Raw genomic sequence first — 23,449 nt, forward strand, 5'->3', positions numbered from 1 at the left:
CCCGTGCCTGGATCCAACCCGACGCAATTATGTGAAATTCCCGCCCTATCCGCAATCACCGCATCTCGTTCAACAAACCCATCAGCATCGCGCTCTCCCTGACGTTGAGTGCCGCCGGCATTTGTCTCGAGACGGCGGGCGCGTGCGGTGCGGCCTTCCCGGCAGCCGCGGGATCGGAGCCCGGATCGTTTCTTTCACCTGATGGCATTGAGGTGTATGATCACATCAAGCGAACCCCGCCGGCGGCACAGTCAAGAGGACTTAAACGGGCCGGGTTAGTTCTGCTGCATGCCGCTGAGCCATGTTGGTACCCACCAAGGCAAACAGGGAGGCAGTACGATGACGATGAGGCCAGACCCCACGTTTCACGCGTCGCCGAAGCTTGCGATGGAAGCTCCGCCAGAGAGCTACGCCTACACCTTGCTGCTCAGCCCGGACTTTTCAAAGCCCGACGCGCTTGCCGTGATCGACGCCAAGCCCGGCTCTTCGCGTTACGGCCAGATCGTCCACACCGTGACGATGCCCAACAAGGGCGACGAGTTTCACCATTTCGGATGGAACGCCTGCTCATCGGCCTTGTCACCGCTCACCGGGCACGCCTTCCTCGAGCGCCGCTACCTCATCATCCCCGGTATGCGGTCCTCCCGGATCTACATCGTCGATACCAAACCAGATCCCACCCAGGCGAAGATTCACAAGATCATCGAGCCCGAAGAGGTCTTCAAGAAGACCGGGTACTCCCGGCCGCACACGATCCATTGCGGGCCGGATGGCATCTACGTTTCTACGCTCGGCGGCGGCGGCAAGGACGGTACCGATGGACCGCCCGGCATCTTCATCATGGATTGCGAGACATTCGAAGTGCTCGGACGGTGGGAGATCGATCGCGGTCCTCAAGAGAAGCACTATGATTTCTGGTGGAACCTGCCGCGCGATTACATGGTGAGCAGCGAGTGGGCGCTGCCGCCGCAGTTCGAGAACGGGATCGTGCCGGAGGATCTGCTCTCGAACAAGTACGGCCATCGGATCCACTTCTGGGACCTGCGGGCCCGGCGAAACGTCCAGACCATCGACCTCGGCGCCAACCACCAAATGGCGCTGGAGGTGCGTCCGGCGCATGATCCCGTCAAGGAGTACGGGTTCCTGGGCGTCGTGGTCGACACCACGAACCTGGAAGGCTCGATCTGGACCTGGTGGCGCGATGGCGGAAAATTTCACATCGAGAAGACGGCGACGATTCCGCCCGAGCCCGCGTCGAAGGACCAGTTGCCGCCGCTTCTGCAGGGCTTTGGCGCCGTGCCGCCGCTGGTGTCCGACATCGACCTGTCGATGGACGACAAGTTTCTCTACGTCGCCTGCTGGGGCACCGGCGAGATGCGTCAATACAATGTCAGTGATCCCAGAAAGCCCGAGCTTGCCGGATCGGTCCATATCGGGGGCATCGCACGCCGCACGCCTCATCCGAACGGCAAGGCTTATGCCGGCGGACCGCAGATGGTCGAGATCAGCCGCGACGGCAAACGCGTCTACTGGACCAACTCGCTCTACTCGACCTGGGACGACCAATTCTATCCGCAGGGCATTCCGGGCGTCGAGGTGATGGCCAATGCAAACCCGAAGGGCGGCCTCGAACTGGCAAAGGACTATTGCGTGAGCTTCCCCGACGGATACCGCGCGCATCAGATCAGGCTCGATGGTGGAGACTGTTCGACCGATTCATTCTGCTATCCGTCGGCTTGAATGTGAGCACGGCGGATTGGACACCGGCTTGGCTCTGGCTGGCTGTCATCGCGAGCGGCCTCTACCACGGCGTAAATCCGGGAATGGGATGGCCGCTCGCTGTATCCGCCGGATTGATGGAACGGACGACGCGTGCCCTCGGCGCCGCGCTGGTGCCGCTGACGGCCGGCCATCTGCTGGCGATGCTGCTGGTGCTCTTACCCTTCGCGCTGCTGGTCACCCTCGTCGAATGGCAGCGCCAGATCCAGATCGGCGCCAGCTTCCTTGTCATCGCGTTCGGTATCTTCCGCCTTGCCGATCGGCGCCATCCAAGAGCGTTGGCGCGGATACGGCCGACGCAACTGGGGCTGTGGTCCTTTGCCGTGGCAATCGCGCACGGCGCGGGGCTGATGCTGGTGCCGATCTATCTCGGGCTCTGCCGGGAGGCCGACCTCGACAAAGGCCACGAGGCGGCTTTGAGCCTCATCAATGCCAATATCGGTATGGCCGGGCTGGTCGCCGTCGTCCACGCCATCGCGATGATTGCCGCCGGCGGATTCCTGGCGTGGCTGGTGTACCGTTATCTCGGCCTCAAATTCGTATCGCGGAGCTGGTTCAATCTGGATACGTCATGGGCAATCAGCCTCATCCTGGTCGGAGCTGTTGCACTGGTGCTCAGCCTAGCGGAGTAGCGCGAACGCTGCGCGATGATGCGGCGTGACCGCGATTCACACTGAGCAGAACAAGCGCCCGCGTCACCGCAGCAGGCGTAGGGTGGGCAAAGCGAAGCGTGCCCACCAATTCAAACCAGCGACTGGGATAGATGGTGGGCACGGCGCAATTGCGCCTTTGCCCACCCTACGATTCGCGTCAGCGCAGCTTGTCCAGCAGCGCCATCAACGTCTCGCGCTCCTTGGCGTCGAGCGGCGCCAGGGTTTCCCGGGTGATCGCCAGTGCGTTGGGCGCGGCCTTTTCGGCGAGCTGCTGCCCTGCCCGCGTGAGACTCACCAGCAGGCGGCGGCCGTCCTCGGGGTCGGGGCTGGTCTCGGTCAGGCCGCGCGCGGTGAGGCGGTCGATCACGCCCTTGATGGTGGCAACGTCCATCGCGGTCAGGCGTCCAAGCAGATTCTGCGAGCACGGTCCGGTCTCGGCCAGTTTCGAAACGGCCGCCCATTGCGTCGGGGTCAGATTGATGCCGATCTCGCGGGCGAAAATCGTCGAATGGCGTTGCCAGACCTGGCGCAGGATGAAGCCGACCTGCTCGTCCAGAATGTAGGACGGCCGCGCAGGCTTGACGCTCCGTTTCGCCGAAACACTCCTGCCCATCTGCGCTCTCTCTTCTTGTTTGCCGCCGCCGGTCACAGCGACAGGTGCGCGTCGCGGATGTCCGGACGCGCGTCGAGTTCAGCCATCGTGCCGCCATAGCAGATCTTGCCGCGCTCGATGATGTAGGCGCGGTCGCAGATCAGCCGGGCGAAATGCAAATTCTGTTCGGAGACGAGGATGCTGACGCCTTCCTTCTTCATGGCCAGGATGGCGTCGACCATCTGCTCCACGATCTTCGGCGACAGCCCTTCCGATGGTTCGTCGAGCAGCACGAGGGATGGATTGCCCATCAGCGTCCGCGCGATCGTCAGCATCTGCTGCTCGCCGCCGCTCATGCGCCCGCCGGGACGCCCCCGCATCTCGCCAAGGTTCGGAAACAGCGTGAACAGCTTTTCGCGGGTCCAATACGGCGCATTGGGACGCTTCGGCTGGCGGCCGACCTCGAGATTTTCCTCGACCGTCAGATCCGTGAAGATGCGCCGCTCTTCCGGCACGTAGCCGAGCCCGCCGCGCACGATCGCATGCGTCGGTTCGGTGGAGACGTCCCTGCCTTCGAACAGGATACGGCCGGAGCGCTGTTGGACCAGACCGACGATGGAACGGAAGGTGGTGGACTTGCCGGCGCCGTTGCGGCCGAGCAGCGCGACAACCTCGCCCTCGCCGACCTCGAGCGCGATATCGAACAGGATATGCGCCGGGCCGTAATAGCTGTTGAGGTCTTGTACCGAGAGCTTCATGCGCCGGCTCCCTCGCGGTGGCGCGAATCATAGACCAGGCCCTCGCCGAGATAGATGGCGCGGACCTGCGGATTGCCGCGGACCTGTTCGGGTGTGCCCTCGGCAATCAGGCTGCCGCGGTTGAGCACGAGAATGCGGTCGGCATGTTCGAACACCACGTCCATGTCGTGTTCGGTGAAGAGCACGCCGATCGATTTTTCGCGGGCAATCTGCGCGGTGAGCCGCATCAATTCGATGCGCTCGCGCGGCGCCATGCCCGCGGTCGGCTCGTCCATCAACAGAAGTTTTGGCTGGTTGGCGAGCGCGATTGCGAGTTCGAGCCGCTTCAGGTCGCCATAGGCAAGCTCGCCGCAGGGACGCCCGGCATAGGCGCCCATGCCGACGAGGTCGAGCAGGCGGCCGGCTTCCTCGCGGGCGTAACTCGCCGTCGAGCCCCAGAGATTGAATAATTGCCGCCCGTACGACACCAGTGCGACCTGCACATTCTCGCGCACGGTCATGGTCGGGAACGTCGCGGTGATCTGGAACGTGCGGCCGACACCGAGCCGCCAGACCTGGCGCGGCTTTTTACCGACGGTGTCTTCCCCCAGCAGATTGATCCGGCCGCTGTCGGGGGTGTTCTGGCCGTTGAGCATGTCGAAACAGGTGCTCTTGCCCGCGCCATTGGGTCCGATCAGCGCCAGGATTTCACCGGCGCGCAGCGCAAACGAAACGCTGCGCACGGCGTGAACCCCGCCATAGGATTTGCTCAGGTTCTCGACCGACAGCAATGTGGGGACCATGCTCATTCGGCGGTCTCGATCCGGGAAGTGGCCAAGGACGACTTAGACGATGATTCGGATGACGAGGATTTGCGGCGGTTGCGGATCGTCTCCAGCACGCCGACGATGCCCTTGGGGAAGGCCACCACGATCAGCACGACGAAGCCGCCGAGCACGAGCTTGGACAAATCGGTCTGGCTCACCAGCCAGATGTTGAGCGCCTTGAAGACGATGGCGCCGACCACGGCGCCGGAGACGGTCTCGACGCCGCCGAGCAGCACCATCACCAGCGCATCGACCGACAGCGAGATGCCGAGGCTGTCGGGGAACACGCTGCCTTTCAGGTACGCGAACAACGAGCCGGCAAATCCGGCGACCGTGCCCGCAATCACAAAGGCGGTCCATTGCACGCGCTTGCCGTCGATGCCGATGGCTTCGCTGCGTAGCAGCGAATCCCGGGTCGCGCGCAGCGCGAAACCGAACGGCGAGAACACGATCACCCGCAATATGGCCACCGCGATCGCGGCGACGCCAAGCGACAGCCAGTAGAAACTCGCCGGACCCGCCGCCCATTTCTCCGGCCATACGCCCAAAATGCCGTTGTCGCCGCCGGTCACCGTGACCCACTGGAACGCGATCGACCAGACGATCTGCGCAAACGCCAGCGTCAGCATCGCGAAATAGACGCCGGACAATTGCACGGCGAAGAAGCCGAAGATGGCTGCACCGACCAGACCGAGCAGCGGGCCGACGAGCAGGGACACGATCATCGGCAGTCCCGCCATCTTGGCGAGGAACGCGACGCCGTAGGCGCCGAGACCGAAATAGGCCGCATGGCCGAACGAGGCGAGTCCGCCGACCGACATCAGGAAATGCAGGCTGGCGGCGAAGATCACGAAGATCGCGATCTCCGACCCGACGGTCAGCGCATAATTGCCGGCGAACAGCGGCAGCATCGCCGCGACCGCAAGCCCGGCCATTGCCAGCCAGCGTTCGTTTGTCGTCAGCGGCCGCCAGGGATTGACCGTCAGCCCCGGCGTCCGGCGCGCGGCAGCTTCCGGCTTGCCGAACAGGCCCCACGGACGGACGATCAGCACCACCGCCATGACCAGGAATACCAGGATGATGGAAATCTTCGGGAAGATCAGAATGCCGAAGGCGTTGAGCTCCGACACCAGCACCGCGGCCACGAACGCGCCGATGATGCTGCCGAGTCCGCCGATCACGACCACGACGAATACGTCGACGATGATGCGCAGATCGAGCGCGTGATGCACCGCGTCGCGCGGGATCTGCAGCGCGCCGCCCAGCGCGGCGAGAAAGACGCCAAGCGCGAACACGCTGGTGAACAGCCATTTTTGGTTGACGCCCAGCGCTGCGACCATGTCGCGGTCCTGCGTCGCCGCGCGCACCAGAACGCCCCATCGCGTGCGCTGGAACAGCAGCCAGAGCCCGCCGAGCACGATTGGACTGATCGCGATCAGGAACAAATCGTAGGTCGGAATGTTCTGGCCGAAGAAATCGACCGCGCCCTTGAAGCCCGGCGCACGGCGGCCGAGGAGATCATCGGGCCCCCAGATCAGCACCACGAGGTCCTCGACCATCAGGGTCAGGCCGAAGGTCGCAAGCAGCTGGAACAGCTCCGGCGCGTGATAGATCCGCCGCAGCAGCACCATCTCGACGATCACGCCGACCACGGCCACGACCAGCGCCGCGACGACGATGCCGCCCCAGAAGCCGAGCGCGCCGGAGAAGCGCTCGGTCAGCGTGAACGCGACATAGGCGCCGAGCATGTAGAACGCGCCATGGGCGAAATTCACGATCCGCGTCACGCCGAAGATGATCGACAGACCCGACGCGACCAGAAACAGCGACGCCGCGCTGGCGAGACCGGTCAGGAACTGAACGAAGTAGAAGGCCATGGGCGGTCTTTTGCTCGCGCGTGTTTCAGTGTCGGTGGTCTCATCCATCGAGACGGCGCTCGCGCCTCCTCAGGATGAGGTCTCCTTCTTACCTCTCCCCGCTTGCGGGGAGAGGTCGGATCGCGCTTGCGATCCGGGTGAGGGGGTACAGGTCTAACAACGAGCACTGCACTCGCGGACAGAGCCCCTCACCCCGACCCTCTCCCCGCAAGAGCGGGGCGAGGGAGAAGTAAGATCAATCCTTCGGGCGAAGCTTTTCGACTTCGGCATCGCTCGGGAGATAATCCGTGCCCTTGCGATAGACCGAATTCACCATCACGCCCTTGCCGTCCTTCAGCGCGGTCTTGCCGACGTAAGCGCCGAGCGTCGACTGGTGATCGATCTTGCGGAAGGTGATTTCGCCGAACGGTGACGGCATCGACAGCCCTTCAGTTGCGGCGATCAGCTTCTCCGGATCGGTCGAGTTGGCTTTCGCGAGGATCGCTGCAGCCGCCTTGATGGTCTGGTAGCCGACGATCGAGCCGAGGCGCGGATAGTCGTTGAACTTCGCCTGATAGGCTTTCAGGAACTTGTCGTGATCAGGCGTCTTGATGTCGTACCAGGGGTAACCGGTGACGATCCATCCTTCCGGCGTTTCGTCCTTCAGCGGATCGAGATATTCCGGCTCGCCGGTGAGGAAGGACACCACCGAACGGTTCTTGAACAGGCCTCGCGTATTGCCTTCGCGAACGAGCTTCACGAGATCGGCGCCGAAGGTGACGTTGAGGATCGCCTCGGGATTGGCGGCGGCGACAGCCTGCACCACCGGGCCCGCGTCGATCTTGCCCTGTGGCGGCCACTGCTCGTCGACCCAGACGATATCGGGGCGCTTCTCCGACATCAGCTTCTTGAACACGGCGACGGCCGACTGGCCGTATTCATAGTTCGGCGCGATCGTGGCCCAGCGCTTTGCCGGCAGCTTGGCGGCTTCTTCCACCAGCATGGCCGCCTGCATGTAATTGGAAGGCCGCAGGCGGAACGTGTAGCGGTTGCCCTTCGACCAGGTGATGGCGTCGGTCAGCGGCTCTGCTGCGAGAAAAAACACCTTCTTCTGATTTGCAAAATCGCTGACGGCGAGGCCGATATTGGACAGGAAGGTGCCCGTCAGCATCGCGACGTTCTCGCTCGACACCAGTTCGTTGGCGGCGGTGGTGGCGTCAGCCGGCTTGCCGCCGTCGTCCTTGGAGACGACCACGAGCTTCTTGCCGTTGATGCCGCCGGCGGCGTTGACCTCCTCGACCGCGAGCTGCCAGCCCTTGCGGTAGGGTTCGGTGAAGGCGGGCAGCAGCGAATAGCTGTTGATCTCGCCGATCTTGATCTCTCCGCTCTGCGCCATCGCGGCATTCGCCATGCCGGTAACCGCGATCGCCAATCCTGCTCCCAGCAAATAACTTCGTCGCATACCCTCACCCTCCAATGTTGAAGAAATTATCTTAATCCGTCTTCGCCTTTGACTTCAGCGGCCGTCAATCCACCGACCCGCGGCAGCGGCCGGCCGCTGTCGGTGACGGCCACCGCGACCATGATCTCGTTGGCGCGCGGCGCGTCGTTAATCTGCACTTCCATGCCGTCGAAATGGCTGCGCACGAAGGCCGCGTCCTTGTGGCCGAGCGGAATATCCAGCGTGGTGCCCGGACCGCTGCGCTTCTTCGAGGACGGAATCAGCGCCGCGCCCTTGCTCAGCACCTTGCGCACCGGCGCGCCCATCTTGGGATGCAGGATCGCGGCCGCGTGCTCGAGTTCGCCGTTTTCGCCGACCGCTGCGGCCTTGCCGTAACTCTGCGCCTTGGCGCCGTCGATCCCAAGCGCCGCCACCGCCCGCTTCGACAGCAATTCGCCGAGTTCCTCCCCGATCGCGATCAGGGGCGAAAGGTCCTCGACATATTTTCCGGCGAACGGATTTTCGATCACGGCAATCGCCGCGGCACGCCGTGTCGGCGGCGACACCTTCTGCCCCATCTCCAGATGGGTTTCCTCGACCACCGTGACGATCTTGCGAATGATGGCGCTCATTGGCCTTTTTCCCGCTCAAGCATGAACTGCACTTTGTATCGCGCTTCCGTGATGGGCCTGCAACGCTGGCGCAGCGCCGCCAGTAGTTCCGACCACGAGCGTTTCGCCAAGCAGGCGTAACGCCGCGCCTTCGATCAATCCGGCTGCGAACAATTGTTGCGCACAGTGCGCCCCCGCCTCCAGCGCGGCTTCGACCTCGGCTTCGGTCAACGGGCCGACGTCGCGGGTGACGAGGCGCGTGCCGAGATCGCTGTCGGGCTGCAATTCATTGGCCGGACAGCGGACAATCGCGGGGTGGCCGGGCAGATCCACGGCATTGGCGATGATGGTGGCGGCGGCATCGGCTTGCGAGGCCGTTCGCGCCAGCACGGTGACGGCGTCGGCAATGCCGAGCGAGAAGCTGCGGCCATGGCGGCCGCTGGTCGCGACGCCGCGGACCGGGTCGTCGGCATCGACGACCATCGTGCGCATCAGGCCATGCCGGTCCGGCCGGTCCATCAGACCGACGGTGAATTGTTCGCCGCCGGTCAGATGCAGCGCGATGTCGCCGCCATTATTGACATAGGCGCGATCGAGACGCGCCGCGCCCACCATCGCGCCGAGAATCTCTTCAGCAACCGAGCCCGCTACCGCCGCCATCGGCGTGATGAAACAATCGGCGGCAAACGGCGCCACCGCCGCATGCATGCGGCGCGCGACGACGCCTTTCGGTGCGCACCGCACAGGATCAGCCGCCTGGCGAAGTGTCGTTAATTCCTCGCAGAGTTCATCGAGCAGGCCGGTGAAACGCCGCGTCGCAGCGTCATAGGCGGCGCGGACTTCCGCCAAATTGCCGCTGGCCTCGACGATCAGATCGATTGGACCATCCTGCAAATGCAGCCGCTTGCCGTCAGGAAGGAGCGCAATTTGCGGGAGGCGTTTCATGCGTGCCGTCCCGGGATGTAGGGCATCGGGCGGATCTCGGTGTTGTCCTTGAGCGATGCGAGCGGAACGACATAATCCATATGGCCGCCCAGCGCCGCATAGTCCGAAAGCCGCAGCGTGAACTCGATCGGTGCCACCAAGGCAGGCGTCGGCACATAGCCGAAGGCGCCCGCCGGCATCTGCGTGACATCGACCATGAAGGTGATACCGCCGCCGGGCCAGACATAGACAGGCGCGCCGCCGCTGGTGACCCGCGTCAGCGCGTCCTTGACCGACCGCGTCAGCCGCACCGGATTGTCGGTGACGCCGGCGCGCAGCGAGCCGCCGGCGCCACCCATGAACAACACCGTGCATAGCGCCGGTTCACAATTTTCCTGGATACGCTCGACCGAAAGCTTCAGATCGAGCGGCATCTGCGTCTCGACCGGCCTGAGCGCCTCGTCGAGCACGTAATAGGCCGCATGCTCGCCGGTGGTCGACACCATCAGCATGGTCAAGCCCGGGCGCGCTTCCTTCGGATTGAACGGGCCCAGCACCGACAGCGGATCGGAGATTTTGGTGCCGCCCCAGCCGGTGCCGGGCTCGGCAACCTGGAAATAACGGCCCGGCGTCGAGCGCCGTCCCTTCATCTTGATCCCGGTATCGGGAATATCGAGCAGCTTGCCGGCCTGATGCTCCGAGAGAACGCCGGTGATGTGGTCGTCCACGACCACGACCTCATCGACCTTGCCGTGCCATTGCTTGGCGAACATGCCGATCGTGGCCGAACCGCAGCCGACCCGCATCCGTTCTTCCGCCACGCCGTTGACGATCGGCGGGTATCCGGCCTGCACCACGACGGTCGCGCCGCCGTCGATCGTGAGTTCGACCGGCTTGCAATTGGACAGGTCCATCAGCGCGTCGCAGGTGACGCGCCCCTCTTTCTTGGAACCGCCGGTCAGGTGATGCACGCCGCCGAGCGAGAGCATCTGCGAGCCATATTCGCCTGTTGTGACATGGCCGATCGCCTCGCCCTGCGCGCGGACGGTCGCGGTCTCGGGGCCAAGATGGCGATCGGTGTCGATCTTCACCTTGACGCCGCAATAGCTGAAAATGCCTTCGGTCACGACGGTGACCATGTCGACGCCGTCGATCTCCGAGGACACGATGAAGGGCGCCGGCTTGTAATCGGGGTACGTCGTGCCGGCGCCGATCGCGGTCACGAACACATTGGGCTCACGGACCAGCTTGCCGTCCCAATCGCCGCCGCCGGCCTGGAACGGCACCAGCCGTCCGCCATGCGACACGGTTCGCTCCAGCACGATATGCGGATCAACGCGCACCAATACGCCGTCATGATTGGCGTAGCGATCGCACGCGCCCGCCGCGCCCGGCTTGATGTAGCACATCACCGGACAGGCATCGCAGCGGATCTTGTCGCCACCGGCAGTCGTCGTATCCGTCATCGTGAACAAGCCCGCTCGCTGGGAGGCGCCGATCATACCCGCATTCCCGCGAGACGATCATTTTGTTCGTATACGAACGATGTTGCGCGCGGACGGAAACCCTGTCAAGCGGGGCCCCAAGCGAAAAACCGCGATTGCCGCATAAAAACTCATTTGCCTCGCGCCGTGTTTATAAAGCGGGCAAGGCATTGCGTTACGGAACGCCCCGCTTGCACGTTTGTATACAAACGGTATCTTCGAAGGACGTCCGCACCACATTTTGCAGCGCAACCGGGGCCAGGGATCAAGGCGCAGAGCATGACGCAGAGCACGATGCGCCTGACCGTCAACGGCAAAACATGCGATGTCGACGCCGCGCCCGACACCGCGCTGCTCTATGTGCTGCGCAACGACCTCGCGCTGAATGGACCGAAATATGGCTGCGGACTCGGCGAGTGCGGCGCCTGCGCGGTGCTGATCGACGGCGAAGCGGCGCGTTCCTGCGTGATCCCGATTGAAGGCTGCGCCGGGCGCGACATTGTGACGCTCGAAGGTCTCGGCTCGCGTGAGCACCCCGATCCGGTTCAAGATGCCTTCATCCACGAGCAGGCCGCGCAATGCGGCTACTGTCTGAACGGCATGATCATCAGCACCAAGGCGCTGCTGATGCGCAACGCACACCCTTCCGAGGCCGACGTGCTGGAGGCGCTACGCTACAATCTATGCCGCTGCGGCGCGCATATCGAGATCATCCGCGCCGCGATGCGCGCCGCGGGCCATGCCGTCGAGGCCCACGACTGATGGCAACGCCGGACAATCCTTCGACGCAGGTGCCACAGCAGGGATCGCTGTCTGTCGTCCGACCGACAGAACCGGGCGCGTTCGAAACCTTCATCAAGATCACCGCTGATGGTTCGGTCACCGCCTATAACGGCCATGTCGATCTCGGCACCGGAATCCGCACCGCGCTTGGACAGATCGTCGCGGAGGAACTCGACGTGTCCTTTGCCCGCGTCGTGGTCGTGCTCGGCGACACTTCTGTTGTACCCAACCAGGGCGCGACGATCGCCAGCGAAACCATCCAGATCACGGCGGTGCCGCTGCGCAAGGCCGCGGCGCAGGCACGACAATTTTTGATCGCGCGTGCGGCTGAACGGCTGGAGGTGCCGGCCAACGATCTCAGCATCGAAGACGGACTGATCCGCGGCAAGGACAACCGCACCGTCAGCTATGGCGAATTGATTGCCGAGGACATCATTCGCCTCGAACTCACGGACGACGTTCCGGTGAAAGACGTCAGCGCCTATTCAATCGTCGGGCAATCGGTGCCGCGCGTGGACCTGCCGGCGAAAGCCACCGGCGAACTGGTCTATGTCCACGACATGCGCCTGCCCGGCATGCTGCATGGCCGTGTCGTTCGGCCGCCTTATGCCGGCATCGACGCCGGGGCGTTCGTCGGCACCAGTCTGATCGCAGTCGACCAAGCCTCGGTGCGCGATATCCCGGGGCTGGTGGCCGTGGTGAGGATCGGCGATTTCATTGGCGTGGTTGCCGAGCGCGAGGAGAACGCGATCAAGGCGGCGGCGCAGCTCAAGGTGAGCTGGAAGCCGGTGCCGACATTGCCTGACCTCGGCAATCTCCAAACGGCACTGCGCGCCAATCCATCGACACCGCGGACGCTGATCGACAAAGGTGATGTCGATGCCGCCATCGCGTCCGCCGCCAAGCCGATGGCGCGGACTTACGTCTGGCCGTATCAGATGCATGGCTCGATCGGACCCTCCTGCGCGGTCGCCGACTATCAGGACGGCGCGATCCGGGTGTGGTCCGGCACGCAAAACCCGCACATCCTGCGCGTCGACCTCGCACTGTTGATCGAGCGGCCGGAAGCCGAGATCGACGTCATCAGGATGGAAGCCGCCGGCTGCTACGGCCGCAACTGCGCCGACGACGTCACCGCCGACGCGCTGCTGCTGTCGCGCGCGGTCGGCCGTCCCGTGCGCGTGCAGTTGACGCGCGAGCAGGAACACGCCTGGGAGCCGAAGGGCACCGGGCAATTGATGGACGTCAATGGCGGGCTGAACGCCGACGGCAGCGTGGCCGGATATGATTTTTCAACGCGCTATCCCTCCAACGGTGCGCCGACGCTGGCGCTGTTGCTCACCGGGCGGATCGCGCCGGAGCCCGCCGTGTTCGAAATGGGCGATCGCACCGCGATCCCGCCTTATGACTACGAGAACATGCGCGTGGTGGCGCATGACATGCCGCCGATCGTGCGCGCTTCGTGGTTTCGCGGCGTCTCGGCACTGCCCAACACTTTCGCGCATGAATCCTATATCGACGAGCTCGCCACCGAGGCCGGCGTCGATCCGATCGAATATCGCCTGCGCTACCTGAAGGACGCGCGCGCCGTCGATCTCGTCAATGCGGTGGCTGAGCGCGCGGGGTGGAAACCACGGCCGGTGCGACAGGAACCGGAAGCCGAGGGCGACATCGTGCGCGGCCGTGGCTTTGCCTATGCGCTCTATGTACACAGCAAATTCCCGGGCTATGGCGCGGCGTGGTCGGCGTGGATTGCCGATGTCGCGGTCAACAAGGCGACCGGCGATGTCAGCGTCACCCGCGTGGTCGCGGGCCAGGATTCCGGGCTGATGATCAACCCGGAAGGGGTGCGTCATCAGATCCACGGCAACGTGATCCAGTCGACCAGCCGCGCGCTGATGGAGGAAGTGTCGTTCGACCGCGCACAGGTGACGGCCCGCGAATGGGGCGCCTACCCCATCATCAAATTACCCGACGTGCCCAAGATCGACGTGCTGATGCTGCCGCGGCAGGATCAGCCGCCGCTCGGCGTCGGCGAGTCCGCCTCGGTGCCGAGCGCGGCCGCCATTGCCAATGCGATCTACGATGCGACCGGTGTGCGCTTTCGCGAACTGCCGTTTACGCCGGAACGCATTCTCAAGGGATTGCACGGCGAAGCGACTGCGGCGCCGGAGGCATTGCCTGCGCCGCAGCCCGCACCCGATCTCACCAAATGGCAAAACCCGTTTGCCGGACGGCGCGGCATGCTGGCGACGGCGGTGGCATTGTGCGCGGCGGTGATCGGCGTCGGCGCCGCCGTGCTGCCGTGGCGCGCGATTGCGCCAATCGCACGGCCGGACGCGTCGGTCTATTCGGCAGCGACCATCGCACGCGGCCAGCAACTCGCGGCGCTCGGCGACTGCGCGGTCTGCCACACCAGCATCAATGGCGTGCTCAATGCCGGCGGCCGGCCGCTGGAAACGCCGTTCGGCATCATCTACAGCACCAACATCACGCCCCACGTCGAAACCGGAATCGGCGCGTGGTCCTATCCAGCCTTCGAGCGGTCGATGCGCGAAGGCATTCATCGCGATGGCAAGCATCTTTATCCCGCGTTTCCCTATACGCATTTCGCGAAGACGACCGATGCCGACCTGCAGGCGCTCTATGCTTACCTAATGGCGCAATCGCCAGTGCGCGCGGAAAATCCGGAAAACAAGCTGGCGTTCCCGTTCAACATCCGCCCGCTGCTGGCCGGATGGAACGCGCTGTTCCACCAGCCAAACCCATTCCAGGCGGATGCGAGCAAATCAGATTTATGGAATCGCGGCGCCTATCTGGTCGAAGGCCTCGGCCATTGCAGCGCCTGCCATTCGCCGCGCAACGCGCTGGGCGCGGAGAAGCAAAGTGCTTACCTCGCGGGCGGCTTCGCGGAAGGCTGGGAAGCGCCTGCCCTGACGTCGCTGTCGCAGGCGCCGATCCCCTGGAGCGAGGATGAGCTCTACGCCTATTTGCGGACCGGCGAGTCGCGGCTGCACGGCGTCGCCGCCGGACCGATGGCACCCGTCGTGAAGGAACTCGCCGCGCTGCCCGATCAGGACATCCGTGCCATGGCCGTCTATCTCGGCTCGTTCAACGAGACCGCCGGCGACAAGCGGGCACAGGATGCGCTCGCTGCCAAACTAGAAGCCGCGACCAGCACCAGGCTTGTTGCGGCTTCCAGCGTCGGCGCACGGATCTACCAGGGCGCCTGCGCGGTCTGCCACGAGGTCGGCGGCGCGCCCCTGTTCGGCAGCCGGCCATCGCTGGCGCTGAACAGCAATTTGCACAGCGCCGTGCCTGACAATCTGATCCAGGTGATCCTGCACGGCATCAAAGCCCCCGTGACCAGCGACCTCGGCTATATGCCCGCCTTCAAGGACAGCCTGACCGACGGCCAGGTTGCGGAGCTGGCCGCCTACCTGCGGCGACAATTTGCCCCGGATCGGCCGGGATGGGGCGATATCCACGCAACCGTTGGGCGAATCCGGCAGGAAATGGCGCGCTGAGCTGCCATGCCGCCGTCAAAAACCCACTGGTTGGGCCGTCGCGACCACGATACAGTTCCAGCATGGCAGTCACAGACATTGCATCCCGGACCTACAACCACGGCTGGCGGCTCGATCCGATCGTGCGCAGCCTGCTGGATACCGACTTTTACAAGCTGCTGATGCTGCAGATGATTCGGGAATTCTACCCGGATCAGCAGGTGACGTTTTCGGTGATCAACCGCAGCAAGCATGTGCGGCTGGCCGAGATCATCGATGAGGGCGAGTTGCGCGCCCAGCTCGACCACGCCCGCTCCATCCGCTTCACCAAGAAGGAACTGATCTGGCTCGCCGGTAATACGTTCTACGGCAAGACCCAGATGTTCTCGCCGGACTTCATCAACTGGCTCGCCAATTTCCGCCTGCCTGAATACGAGCTGCGCAAGGTGGACGGCCAGTATGAACTGCATTTCCACGGGCCGTGGACCCACACCACGATGTGGGAAATCCCGGCGCTTGCGATCCTGAACGAACTGCGCTCGCGCCAGGCGCTGAAGGGACAGGGGCGGTTCGCGCTCGATGTGCTCTATGCCCGCGCCAAGGCAAAACTCTGGACCAAGGTCGAGCGGCTGCGCAAATTGGAAGGCTTGCGATTGTCCGACTTCGGCACCCGCCGCCGCCACGGCTTTCTGTGGCAACGCTGGTGCGTCGAGGCGGTCAAGGAAGGCCTCGGCTCCTCCTTCACCGGCACCTCCAACGTACTGCTCGCGATGGACAATGATCTCGAAGCGATCGGCACCAATGCGCATGAATTGCCGATGGTCGCGGCGGCCCTTGCGAATGACGATACCGAATTGCGCTGGGCGCCCTATCGCATCCTCGATCAATGGCGCCATACCTATGGCGGCAATTTGCTGATTGCCCTGCCCGACGCCTTCGGCACCAAGCCGTTCCTGCGCGATGCGCCGGACTGGGTCGCCGACTGGACCGGCTTTCGCCCCGACAGCGCGCCGCCGATCGCGGCCGGCGAAGACATCATCAAGTGGTGGAAGCAGAAGGGCCGCGATCCCCGGGAGAAGCTGCTGGTGTTCTCCGACGGCATGGATGTCGGCTCGATCGAAGAAACCTATCGGCATTTTACCGGGCGGGTCCGCGTCAGCTTCGGCTGGGGCACCAACCTCACCAACGATTTCGTCGGCTGCGCGCCGGATGGGTCGGCCGATCTCGATCCGATCTCGATCGTCTGCAAGGTGACGTCGGTCGATGGACGGCCGGCCGTCAAACTGTCGGACAATCCGGAAAAGGCGACAGGCTCGCCGTCCGAGGTCGAGCGATACATACGCGTATTCGGAAATGCCGGCCGCGTCCGCGCCGCCGTGCACGTCTGAACCGGCAACACGCAATCCCTGGCCACCAAACGATCTGACGAGGCCCGCATGCCCGCACCCAAGCCGCCTGCCTTTGAAACCCTGAGCCTGCATGCCGGCCAGCGCCCGGACCCCGTCACCGGCGCCCGCGCGGTGCCGATCTACCAGACCACGTCCTACGTGTTCCAGGATTCCGACCACGCCGCTGCGCTGTTCAACCTCGAACGCGCCGGACATATCTACACTCGCATTTCCAATCCCACGACCGCGGTACTCGAAGAGCGGCTTGCGGCACTGGAAGCCGGCGTCGGCGCGGTCTGCACCGCGAGCGGCATGGCGGCGCTGCATCTGGCGATCGCAACGCTGCTCAATGCGGGCGACCATATCGTCGCCTCCTCCTCGCTCTATGGCGGCACCATCAATCTGCTGGCGCACACGCTGCCGCGCTTCGGCATCACGACGACGTTCGTCAAACCGCGCGACGTCGACGCGTTCCGCGATGCGATCAGGCCGAACACGAAGCTCGTTATCGGCGAGACCATCGGAAATCCCGGCCTCGAAGTGCTGGATATCCCTGATGTCGCGCAGATCGCGCATGACGCCAAGATCCCGCTACTGATTGACAACACCTTTGCCACGCCATTCCTCAGCCGGCCGATCGAGCTCGGCGCCGATATCGTGATGAACTCGGCAACCAAATGGATCGGCGGCCACGGCATCGCGATCGGTGGCGTCATCGTCGATGGCGGGCATTTTGATTGGCACGAGTCAGGCAAGTTTCCTGTCTTGACCGAGCCCTATGCCGGCTATCACGGCATCGTCTTCGACGAGCAGTTCGGCCAGGCCGCCTTCATCATGCGCGCCCGCACCGAGGGCCTGCGCGATTTCGGCGCCTGCCTGTCGCCGACCAACGCATTCCAGCTGCTGCAGGGCGTCGAGACGTTGGGCGTCCGCATGGAACGCCATATGAGCAATACGCTCGCGGTGCTGGAATTCCTGAAGTCCAACAAAGCGGTCGAGTGGGTGCTGCATCCTGCGCTGGAAGATCATCCGGACCATCAGCTCGCGTTGCGACTGTTGCCGAAAGGCGCCGGATCGATCGTCAGCTTCGGCATCAAGGGCGGCCGGCCCGCGGGCAAGAAGTTCATCGAGACGCTGCGCATGGTCAGCCACCTCGCCAATGTCGGTGATGCCAAGACGCTGGTGATTCATCCCGCCAGCACCACGCATCAGCAGATGGACGCGGCGCAGCTCAAGGCCGCCGGCGTCGGCGAGGAGCTGGTGCGGCTATCGGTCGGAATTGAAGCCGCGGCTGATATCATCGACGATCTCGGCCAGGCGCTTCGCGCATCGCAGAAGGTGTGAGCCATGCAACTGTCAGTCAAAGGGTCCGATACGTTCGTTGCCACCGGCGGTCGTCCGTTCGATCCGTCGCTGCCCGCGGTGGTGATGCTGCACGGCGCGGGTTTTGATCATTCGACCTGGGCGCTGCACAGCCGCTGGTTCGCCCATCATGGCTACTCGGTATTGGCGCCGGACTTGCCGGGCCATGGCCGTTCGTCGGGCAACGCGTTGCCGACGATATCAGACATGGCCGACTGGACCGCGGCGCTGCTGGATGCGGTCGGCGCGCCCAAGGCAAAACTGGTCGGGCATTCCATGGGGTCGCTGATCGCGCTGGAGACCTCGGCGCGACATCCAGACAAGGTTTCTGGCCTCAGCCTGATCGGAACCGCGGCCACGATGACCGTCGGGCCTGATCTGCTCAAGGCCGCGGAGTTCAACAATCCCGATGCGATCGACATGGTCTCGATCTGGGGCCTTGGCTTCAAGGCCGAACTCGGCGGCAGCCTCGCGCCGGGATTATGGATGCATCAGGGCGCGCAGCGGGTGCTGCAGCAGACCCGTCCGGGCGTGCTGTACAACGATCTCAACGCTTGCAACTCGTACGAGGGGGCGCTCGCGGCGGCCGCCGCGGTCAAGGTGCCAGCGACGTTCATTCTCGGCGAGCGCGATATGATGACCCCGGCGAAAGCCGGCAAGACGCTGGCGGCGGCAACGCCGAACGCCCGCGTCGTGGTGCTGCCCGGCGCCGGCCACATGATGATGGCCGAAGCGCCGGATGAATTGCTGGCGGCGTTGCGGGAGTAAACTCTCTCTCTCTCCTCATCCTGAGGAGCGCGGAACGCGCGTCTCGAAGGATGCAGGCCCCTCCATGGTTCGAGACGGCGCTGCGCGCCTCCTCACCATGAGGGGCAGCACCTTTACTGCCGCGCCGCGCGCTTGCGCTCTACCGGGTGAATATCCACCGCCCGCAACCTTCCCATGCGCAGCACGTCCATTTCCAGCTTGCGATCGATACGGTCGCGGTCGAGTGCGCGGATCAGGTCGTCGACGCCGTTGATCTCGATGCCATCAAGTTTGATCACGACATCTCCCGGCAACAGGCCGGCCTGCGCCGCGGGGCTATCAGCCTCGATCTGCGCCAATAGCGCGCCCATTGTGTTGTCGACACCGGCCACCACCGCATGCCGCCGCGGGATCGGCGCGGTCTGGCCGGACACGCCGATATAGGCGCGGCGCACATAGCCGTGGCGGATGATCTCCGACAGCACGAACTGCGCGGTGTTGCTGGCGACCGCGAAGCAGATGCCCTGCGCGCCCTGAATGATCGCGGTGTTGATCCCGATCACTTCCGCCGCCGACGACACCAGCGGCCCGCCGGAATTGCCGGGATTGAGCGCTGCGTCGGTCTGGATCACGTCCTCGATGGTCCGCCCGCTCACCGAGCGGATCGAGCGGCCCAGCGCCGACACCACGCCAGCGGTCACCGTCGATTCAAACCCCAGGGGATTGCCGATCGCGACCACCAACTGGCCGCGGCGCAGGCTCTTCGAATTGCCGAGCGATGCATACGGCAGGTCCCGTGCACCGTCGGCGCGCAGCAAAGCAAGATCCGTATCGGGATCGACACCAAGCACATGCGCGTCGGTGACAAAGCCTTCGGTATCCCGCAACCGGATTTCTTTCGACGATCCGACCACGTGGCTGTTTGTCAGCACGAAACCATCCGGCGAGATCACGATACCCGACCCGAGGCCTCCGCGTTCCCGCGCGGTGCGCACTTTGGGGCCGGTTTCGACGCGCACCACAGCGGGGCCGACGCGCTCGGTCACGCCGATCACGGCGTTGGAATAGGCGTCCAGCAGCGCCTGGTCGTTGTCGGGGGCGTGTTCGGTCGCGCGCGATGACGATCCGTCATCGGCGTTATCTGAGGTAAAATCCAGCATGGCCAAAATCCTTAGGCCAACTCAGATGGTTACGGGATTACCTCGCCGCAAGAGCCTCCACCTCCGCGCAAACCTGCCCTGAGGCTTACGTGGCCCGCCGCAAGTTCGGCGGCTTCACCTTGACGGGATCGAGCAGCGACCAGTCGCCCTGCTCCAGCGTGTAACCTTGCGGGAATGGCGCGCGCAGCTCCAGCCCGAGCGATCGCAGCACACGATCGTCGCGGTAATAGCATTGCAGCACGACGCGAACGAGGGTTGCTGCCGCAGCACCACCCGATGCGCGGAATTCCTCAGCTACCGCATCGCGCCGCGCCGGATCAAGCTCGGCGAGCGGCTTGCCGGCAAGCCGCGCGAGATGATCGAGCGCTTGCGCCACCAGCGCGGTGTCGCGCCCGAGCGTCGCCAGCATGTCGGCCTGAACAGCGGGATCGTCCGCGCCGGGCACCTTGTACTCGTCGCTGGGGGGAACGATCATCGCCGCGACGATGCGGAGATCGTCGCGCTGGGCTGAGGTAAGTTCATTTGATACGGACATGGCGGCCTCAGTCGAAGAGATTGGCTAGACGTTGCTTCATCTGGTCGGCGACGTAGAGCGCGACCGCCTGGATCGTCGAGGTCGGGTTCACGCCGCCCGACGTCACGAACACGCTGCCGTCGACGATGAAGAGATTCTTCACGTCATGCGACCGGCCCCATTCGTTGACCACCGAGCGCGCCGGATCGGTACCCATCCGTGCGGTGCCAAGCAGATGCCAGCCGCCCCATGGGATCGGGTCGTTGATGCAGAGGTCGGTGGCACCCGCGGCTTCGAGAATCTCCTTACCCCGCGCCAGTCCGTGCGCCATCATCTTCCGGCTGTTTTCGCTGATCGTGTAGTCGATCTTCGGTGCGGGAATGCCGTGGCTGTCCTTCAGCACGGGATCGAGCGTGACGCGGTTGTGTTCCTCGGGCAGATCCTCGCAAATCGCCGAGACTCCGAGCCGGTGGCCGTTGAGCTTGCGGAAGACGCGGTGATGGTCCGCGCCCCACGGCAAGATGCCCTTCTGCTCGCTGGCGACGGCTTCGAACACCGGCCCTGCGCCGCGGCCGAACTGGATCCCGTAGCCGCGGACGAAGCCGCGCGACAGATCGGTGTCGTAGAACTCCTTGCTCCACAGGCAGGTCGGCGGCGCTCGGTTAGAGTCGGTCGGCTCCTTCACGAAACCGTAGATCTGCGCATACGGATGAAACATCAAATTCTTGCCGACCAGGCCGGACGAATTCGCGAGGCCATTCGGGAAACGGCCGGAGACCGAATTCAGGAGCAGCCTCGGCGTGCCGACGCCATTGCAGGCGATGATCACGACCTCGGCCGGCTGGAATTGCTCGACGCCATCCTTGTCGTAGTAGACGACGCCCGAGGCCATGCCCTGCTCGTTGGTCAGGATCTCGCGCACCCGGCAATGGGTTTTCAGCTCGACGCCGGCGCGGAGCGCGTGCGGCCAATAGGTGATGTCGGTCGACGCCTTGGCGCCTTGCGCGCAGGCCGGCGTGCAATGGCCGAGATTGATGCAGCGCGCCCTGCCCTCATAGTCCATCGTCGCGACCGTGGTGTCCGATGGCCACCAGTGCCAGCCAAGCTTGTTCATGGCCTTGCCGATCAGCGGGCCGGAGAGCCCGAGCGGCTGCGGCGGCATCGGCGGGTGCGTCAGCGGCGAACGCGGGTCGCCCGATAGCCCCGACACGCCCATCATGCGGTCGTTCTCTTCGAAGAACGGCGTCAGCGCGTCGTAATCGATCGGCCAGTCGTCGGCGACGCCGTCCAGCGTCTTCACCTTGAAATCGGACGGATGCAGCCGCGGCCAATGCGCGGTGTACATGACAGTCGAGCCGCCGACGCCGTTGAAATTCACCACCTTGATGGGCGAGTTGTCGTCATTGATCGGATAGTCCTCGGGCCGGCCGCGAATGTTCGGGCTGGTCGACCAGTCGCCATAAAACTTCGCCTCCCAGTCACGCCCCGTGCTCGGATAGTCCGAAGAATTCATCCAGCCGCCCTGGTCGAGGCAGAGAATGTGCATCTTGGTATCGGCCAGGCTCCAGGCGACGGCTGCGCCGGAAGCACCGGCGCCAATGATCAGGACGTCAACGGGATCGTTCTTCATTCTTGTTCCTTGAAGGTCTCTCTTTCGTCATTGCGAGCGCAGCGAAGCAATCCATACTTTTGCGCGGTAAGATGGATTGCTTCGCTGCGCTCGCAATGACGGCTTAACTCACAATCTTTACCGGTAGCGAACGTATGCCACGAATGAAATTTGAGTACAGCCGCTGCGGCGGCCCTGTGATTTCAAACCTGAGATCCCGTTGCAACACTTCCTCCCAAAGAATGCGGATTTGCTGTTCGGCGAGCCGGTCGCCGACGCAGCGGTGGATGCCGGCACCGAAGGCGAGATGCTGCCGGGGTTTGGCGCGATCGACAATGAATTCGTCGGCGCGGTCGATCTTTTCCTCGTCGCGATTACCGGAGATGTACCACATCACCACCTTGTCGCCCTTTGCAATTCGGCAGCCGGCCAGCTCCACATCGTTGCGCGCGGTGCGGCGCATGTGCAGCACCGGCGTCTGATAGCGGATGGTCTCGGAAACAAGGTTGGGAATCAACTCGCGCCGGCTGCGCACCAGTTCGAACTGCTCGGGGTTTTCGACCAGCGCCATCAGCCCGCCGGTCATGGAATTGCGCGTGGTGTCGTTGCCGCCGACGATCAGAAGCGCAATTGTCCCGATGAATTCGCGTGCCTGCAGGTTCTGGGTCGCTGGCGAGTGCGCCAGCATCGAGATCAGATCGAAGGTTGGCGCCGAGTTCACGCGGGCATCCCATAATTTTCGGAAATATTCCCCCATTTTGGTGAGTTCGGCGATCCGCTCTTCCGCCGAATGCACGACGGCGTCTGATGCTTCGACATTGGCGATCGCGACATCGGACCACCAGGTCAGCCTCTCGCGGTCGGCCCACGGAAAATCAAACAGCGTCGCCAGCATCATGTTGGTAAGATCGGTCGAGACCCGCGCCACCCAGTCAAACGTCTCGTAGCGCGGCAGCGCGTCCAGCACGTCCGAGGTCCGTTTGCGGATCAGCGCCTCGAGGTTGGCGAGGTTTGACGGCGCCACGATGGGAGCAACGGTGCGGCGATGCGCGGTATGGCCCGGCGGGTCCATCCGGATAAAGTTGGCAAACTCCTGGCCGAGTGGCTGGTCGGTGATCTGGATACCGCCGAGTTCCGAGCTCGACGAATAGTTCTCGTGGTCGAGTTCGACAGCAAAAATATCGTCGTAGCGCGTTACCGACCAATACGGCCCGAACGGTGAGGCCTCGCAATAATGCACGGGATCGTCGCGGCGCAGCTGCGCGAACAGCGGCCGCCAATTGTCGTCCTGATACAAATGGGGATCGCTGACGTCGATCGAGGCCAGCTTGCGCAGCGCCTGGGCCATCGTTTCCCTCCCCCGTTTCAGTCGCCGCTTGCCGGGCGCTCCTGGCTTCGACGATAGGGGCAGATATGGCCATGAGTAAAGGCGCGAGAGGCCGCCCGGCGGCAAACCTGCAACCCTGCCACGCGTCC

19 protein-coding genes are annotated in these 23,449 nt (G+C 64.0%); 7 read left to right on the top strand and 12 right to left on the bottom strand.

Annotation, left to right across the window (positions count from 1 at the left end; genetic code table 11):
• Positions 1–339: 339 nt before the first annotated feature.
• Positions 340–1,740 (top strand): selenium-binding protein SBP56-related protein, encoded by a 1,401-nt coding sequence (locus JQ641_RS09780; RefSeq protein WP_211995750.1) that lies wholly within the window; start codon positions 340–342, stop codon positions 1,738–1,740.
• Between the two features lie 2 nt (positions 1,741–1,742).
• Positions 1,743–2,411 carry a hypothetical protein gene (locus JQ641_RS09785; protein ID WP_211995751.1) on the top strand — a complete coding sequence of 223 codons (669 nt, stop codon included), beginning with the start codon at positions 1,743–1,745 and terminating at the stop codon, positions 2,409–2,411.
• Positions 2,412–2,589: 178 nt separating this feature from the next.
• Here JQ641_RS09785 and JQ641_RS09790 read toward each other — a convergent pair whose 3' ends face one another.
• From JQ641_RS09790 to JQ641_RS09825, 8 genes are all read right to left on the bottom strand, one after another.
• Positions 2,590–3,045 (bottom strand): MarR family winged helix-turn-helix transcriptional regulator, encoded by a 456-nt coding sequence (locus tag JQ641_RS09790; RefSeq protein ID WP_211995752.1) that lies wholly within the window; start codon positions 3,043–3,045, stop codon positions 2,590–2,592.
• Between the two features lie 32 nt (positions 3,046–3,077).
• Positions 3,078–3,782 carry an ABC transporter ATP-binding protein gene (locus tag JQ641_RS09795; protein WP_211995753.1) on the bottom strand — a complete coding sequence of 235 codons (705 nt, stop codon included), beginning with the start codon at positions 3,780–3,782 and terminating at the stop codon, positions 3,078–3,080.
• Complete coding sequence (locus JQ641_RS09800) at positions 3,779–4,570, bottom strand: ABC transporter ATP-binding protein (RefSeq protein WP_211995754.1); 792 nt, start codon at positions 4,568–4,570, stop codon at positions 3,779–3,781. Before JQ641_RS09800 ends, JQ641_RS09795 begins: the two co-directional genes overlap by 4 nt.
• Entirely contained in the window at positions 4,567–6,465 is a 1,899-nt protein-coding gene (locus tag JQ641_RS09805) for an ABC transporter permease (protein ID WP_211995755.1), read from the bottom strand. The genes JQ641_RS09800 and JQ641_RS09805 overlap by 4 nt, the downstream gene beginning before the upstream one ends.
• A gap of 235 nt (positions 6,466–6,700) precedes the next feature.
• Entirely contained in the window at positions 6,701–7,906 is a 1,206-nt protein-coding gene (locus tag JQ641_RS09810; RefSeq protein ID WP_211995756.1) for an ABC transporter substrate-binding protein, read from the bottom strand.
• 26 nt (positions 7,907–7,932) lie between these two features.
• Positions 7,933–8,517 carry an amino acid synthesis family protein gene (locus tag JQ641_RS09815; RefSeq protein WP_211995757.1) on the bottom strand — a complete coding sequence of 195 codons (585 nt, stop codon included), beginning with the start codon at positions 8,515–8,517 and terminating at the stop codon, positions 7,933–7,935.
• 15 nt (positions 8,518–8,532) lie between these two features.
• On the bottom strand, positions 8,533–9,441 hold the full coding sequence (locus tag JQ641_RS09820; protein WP_211995758.1) for a UPF0280 family protein: 909 nt from the start codon (positions 9,439–9,441) through the stop codon (positions 8,533–8,535).
• Positions 9,438–10,922 (bottom strand): 6-hydroxynicotinate reductase, encoded by a 1,485-nt coding sequence (locus tag JQ641_RS09825; RefSeq protein ID WP_502754942.1) that lies wholly within the window; start codon positions 10,920–10,922, stop codon positions 9,438–9,440. Before JQ641_RS09825 ends, JQ641_RS09820 begins: the two co-directional genes overlap by 4 nt.
• Before the next feature lie 261 nt (positions 10,923–11,183).
• Here JQ641_RS09825 and JQ641_RS09830 point away from each other — a divergent pair, with 261 nt between their 5' ends.
• From JQ641_RS09830 to JQ641_RS09850, 5 genes are all read left to right on the top strand, one after another.
• Positions 11,184–11,666, top strand: a complete 483-nt coding sequence (locus tag JQ641_RS09830; RefSeq protein ID WP_211995759.1) for a (2Fe-2S)-binding protein — start codon at positions 11,184–11,186, stop codon at positions 11,664–11,666.
• Positions 11,666–15,214 (top strand): molybdopterin cofactor-binding domain-containing protein, encoded by a 3,549-nt coding sequence (locus JQ641_RS09835; protein ID WP_211995760.1) that lies wholly within the window; start codon positions 11,666–11,668, stop codon positions 15,212–15,214. Before JQ641_RS09830 ends, JQ641_RS09835 begins: the two co-directional genes overlap by 1 nt.
• Positions 15,215–15,276: 62 nt before the next feature.
• A complete protein-coding gene (gene pncB, locus JQ641_RS09840) occupies positions 15,277–16,581 on the top strand; it encodes a nicotinate phosphoribosyltransferase (protein WP_192734885.1) in 1,305 nt (434 codons plus the stop codon).
• A 48-nt stretch (positions 16,582–16,629) separates the two neighbouring features.
• Positions 16,630–17,925, top strand: coding sequence for an O-acetylhomoserine aminocarboxypropyltransferase (locus tag JQ641_RS09845; protein WP_211995761.1), 1,296 nt, complete (start codon positions 16,630–16,632; stop codon positions 17,923–17,925).
• A 3-nt stretch (positions 17,926–17,928) separates the two neighbouring features.
• Complete coding sequence (locus tag JQ641_RS09850) at positions 17,929–18,711, top strand: alpha/beta fold hydrolase (RefSeq protein ID WP_211995762.1); 783 nt, start codon at positions 17,929–17,931, stop codon at positions 18,709–18,711.
• 113 nt (positions 18,712–18,824) lie between these two features.
• Here JQ641_RS09850 and JQ641_RS09855 read toward each other — a convergent pair whose 3' ends face one another.
• From JQ641_RS09855 to JQ641_RS09870, 4 genes are all read right to left on the bottom strand, one after another.
• Complete coding sequence (locus JQ641_RS09855) at positions 18,825–19,850, bottom strand: S1C family serine protease (protein WP_211995763.1); 1,026 nt, start codon at positions 19,848–19,850, stop codon at positions 18,825–18,827.
• 85 nt (positions 19,851–19,935) lie between these two features.
• The gene (locus tag JQ641_RS09860) at positions 19,936–20,385 is read right to left on the bottom strand and encodes a gluconate 2-dehydrogenase subunit 3 family protein (RefSeq protein WP_211995764.1); all 450 of its coding nucleotides are present in this window, start codon (positions 20,383–20,385) and stop codon (positions 19,936–19,938) included.
• Positions 20,386–20,392: 7 nt separating this feature from the next.
• Positions 20,393–21,994, bottom strand: coding sequence for a GMC family oxidoreductase (locus JQ641_RS09865; protein ID WP_211995765.1), 1,602 nt, complete (start codon positions 21,992–21,994; stop codon positions 20,393–20,395).
• Positions 21,995–22,097: 103 nt separating this feature from the next.
• A complete protein-coding gene (locus tag JQ641_RS09870; protein ID WP_211995766.1) occupies positions 22,098–23,321 on the bottom strand; it encodes a cytochrome P450 in 1,224 nt (407 codons plus the stop codon).
• Positions 23,322–23,449 lie beyond the last annotated feature (128 nt).

The organism is Bradyrhizobium sp. JYMT SZCCT0180 (assembly GCF_018130165.1).
In the GTDB taxonomy this organism is placed as follows: domain Bacteria; phylum Pseudomonadota; class Alphaproteobacteria; order Rhizobiales; family Xanthobacteraceae; genus Bradyrhizobium.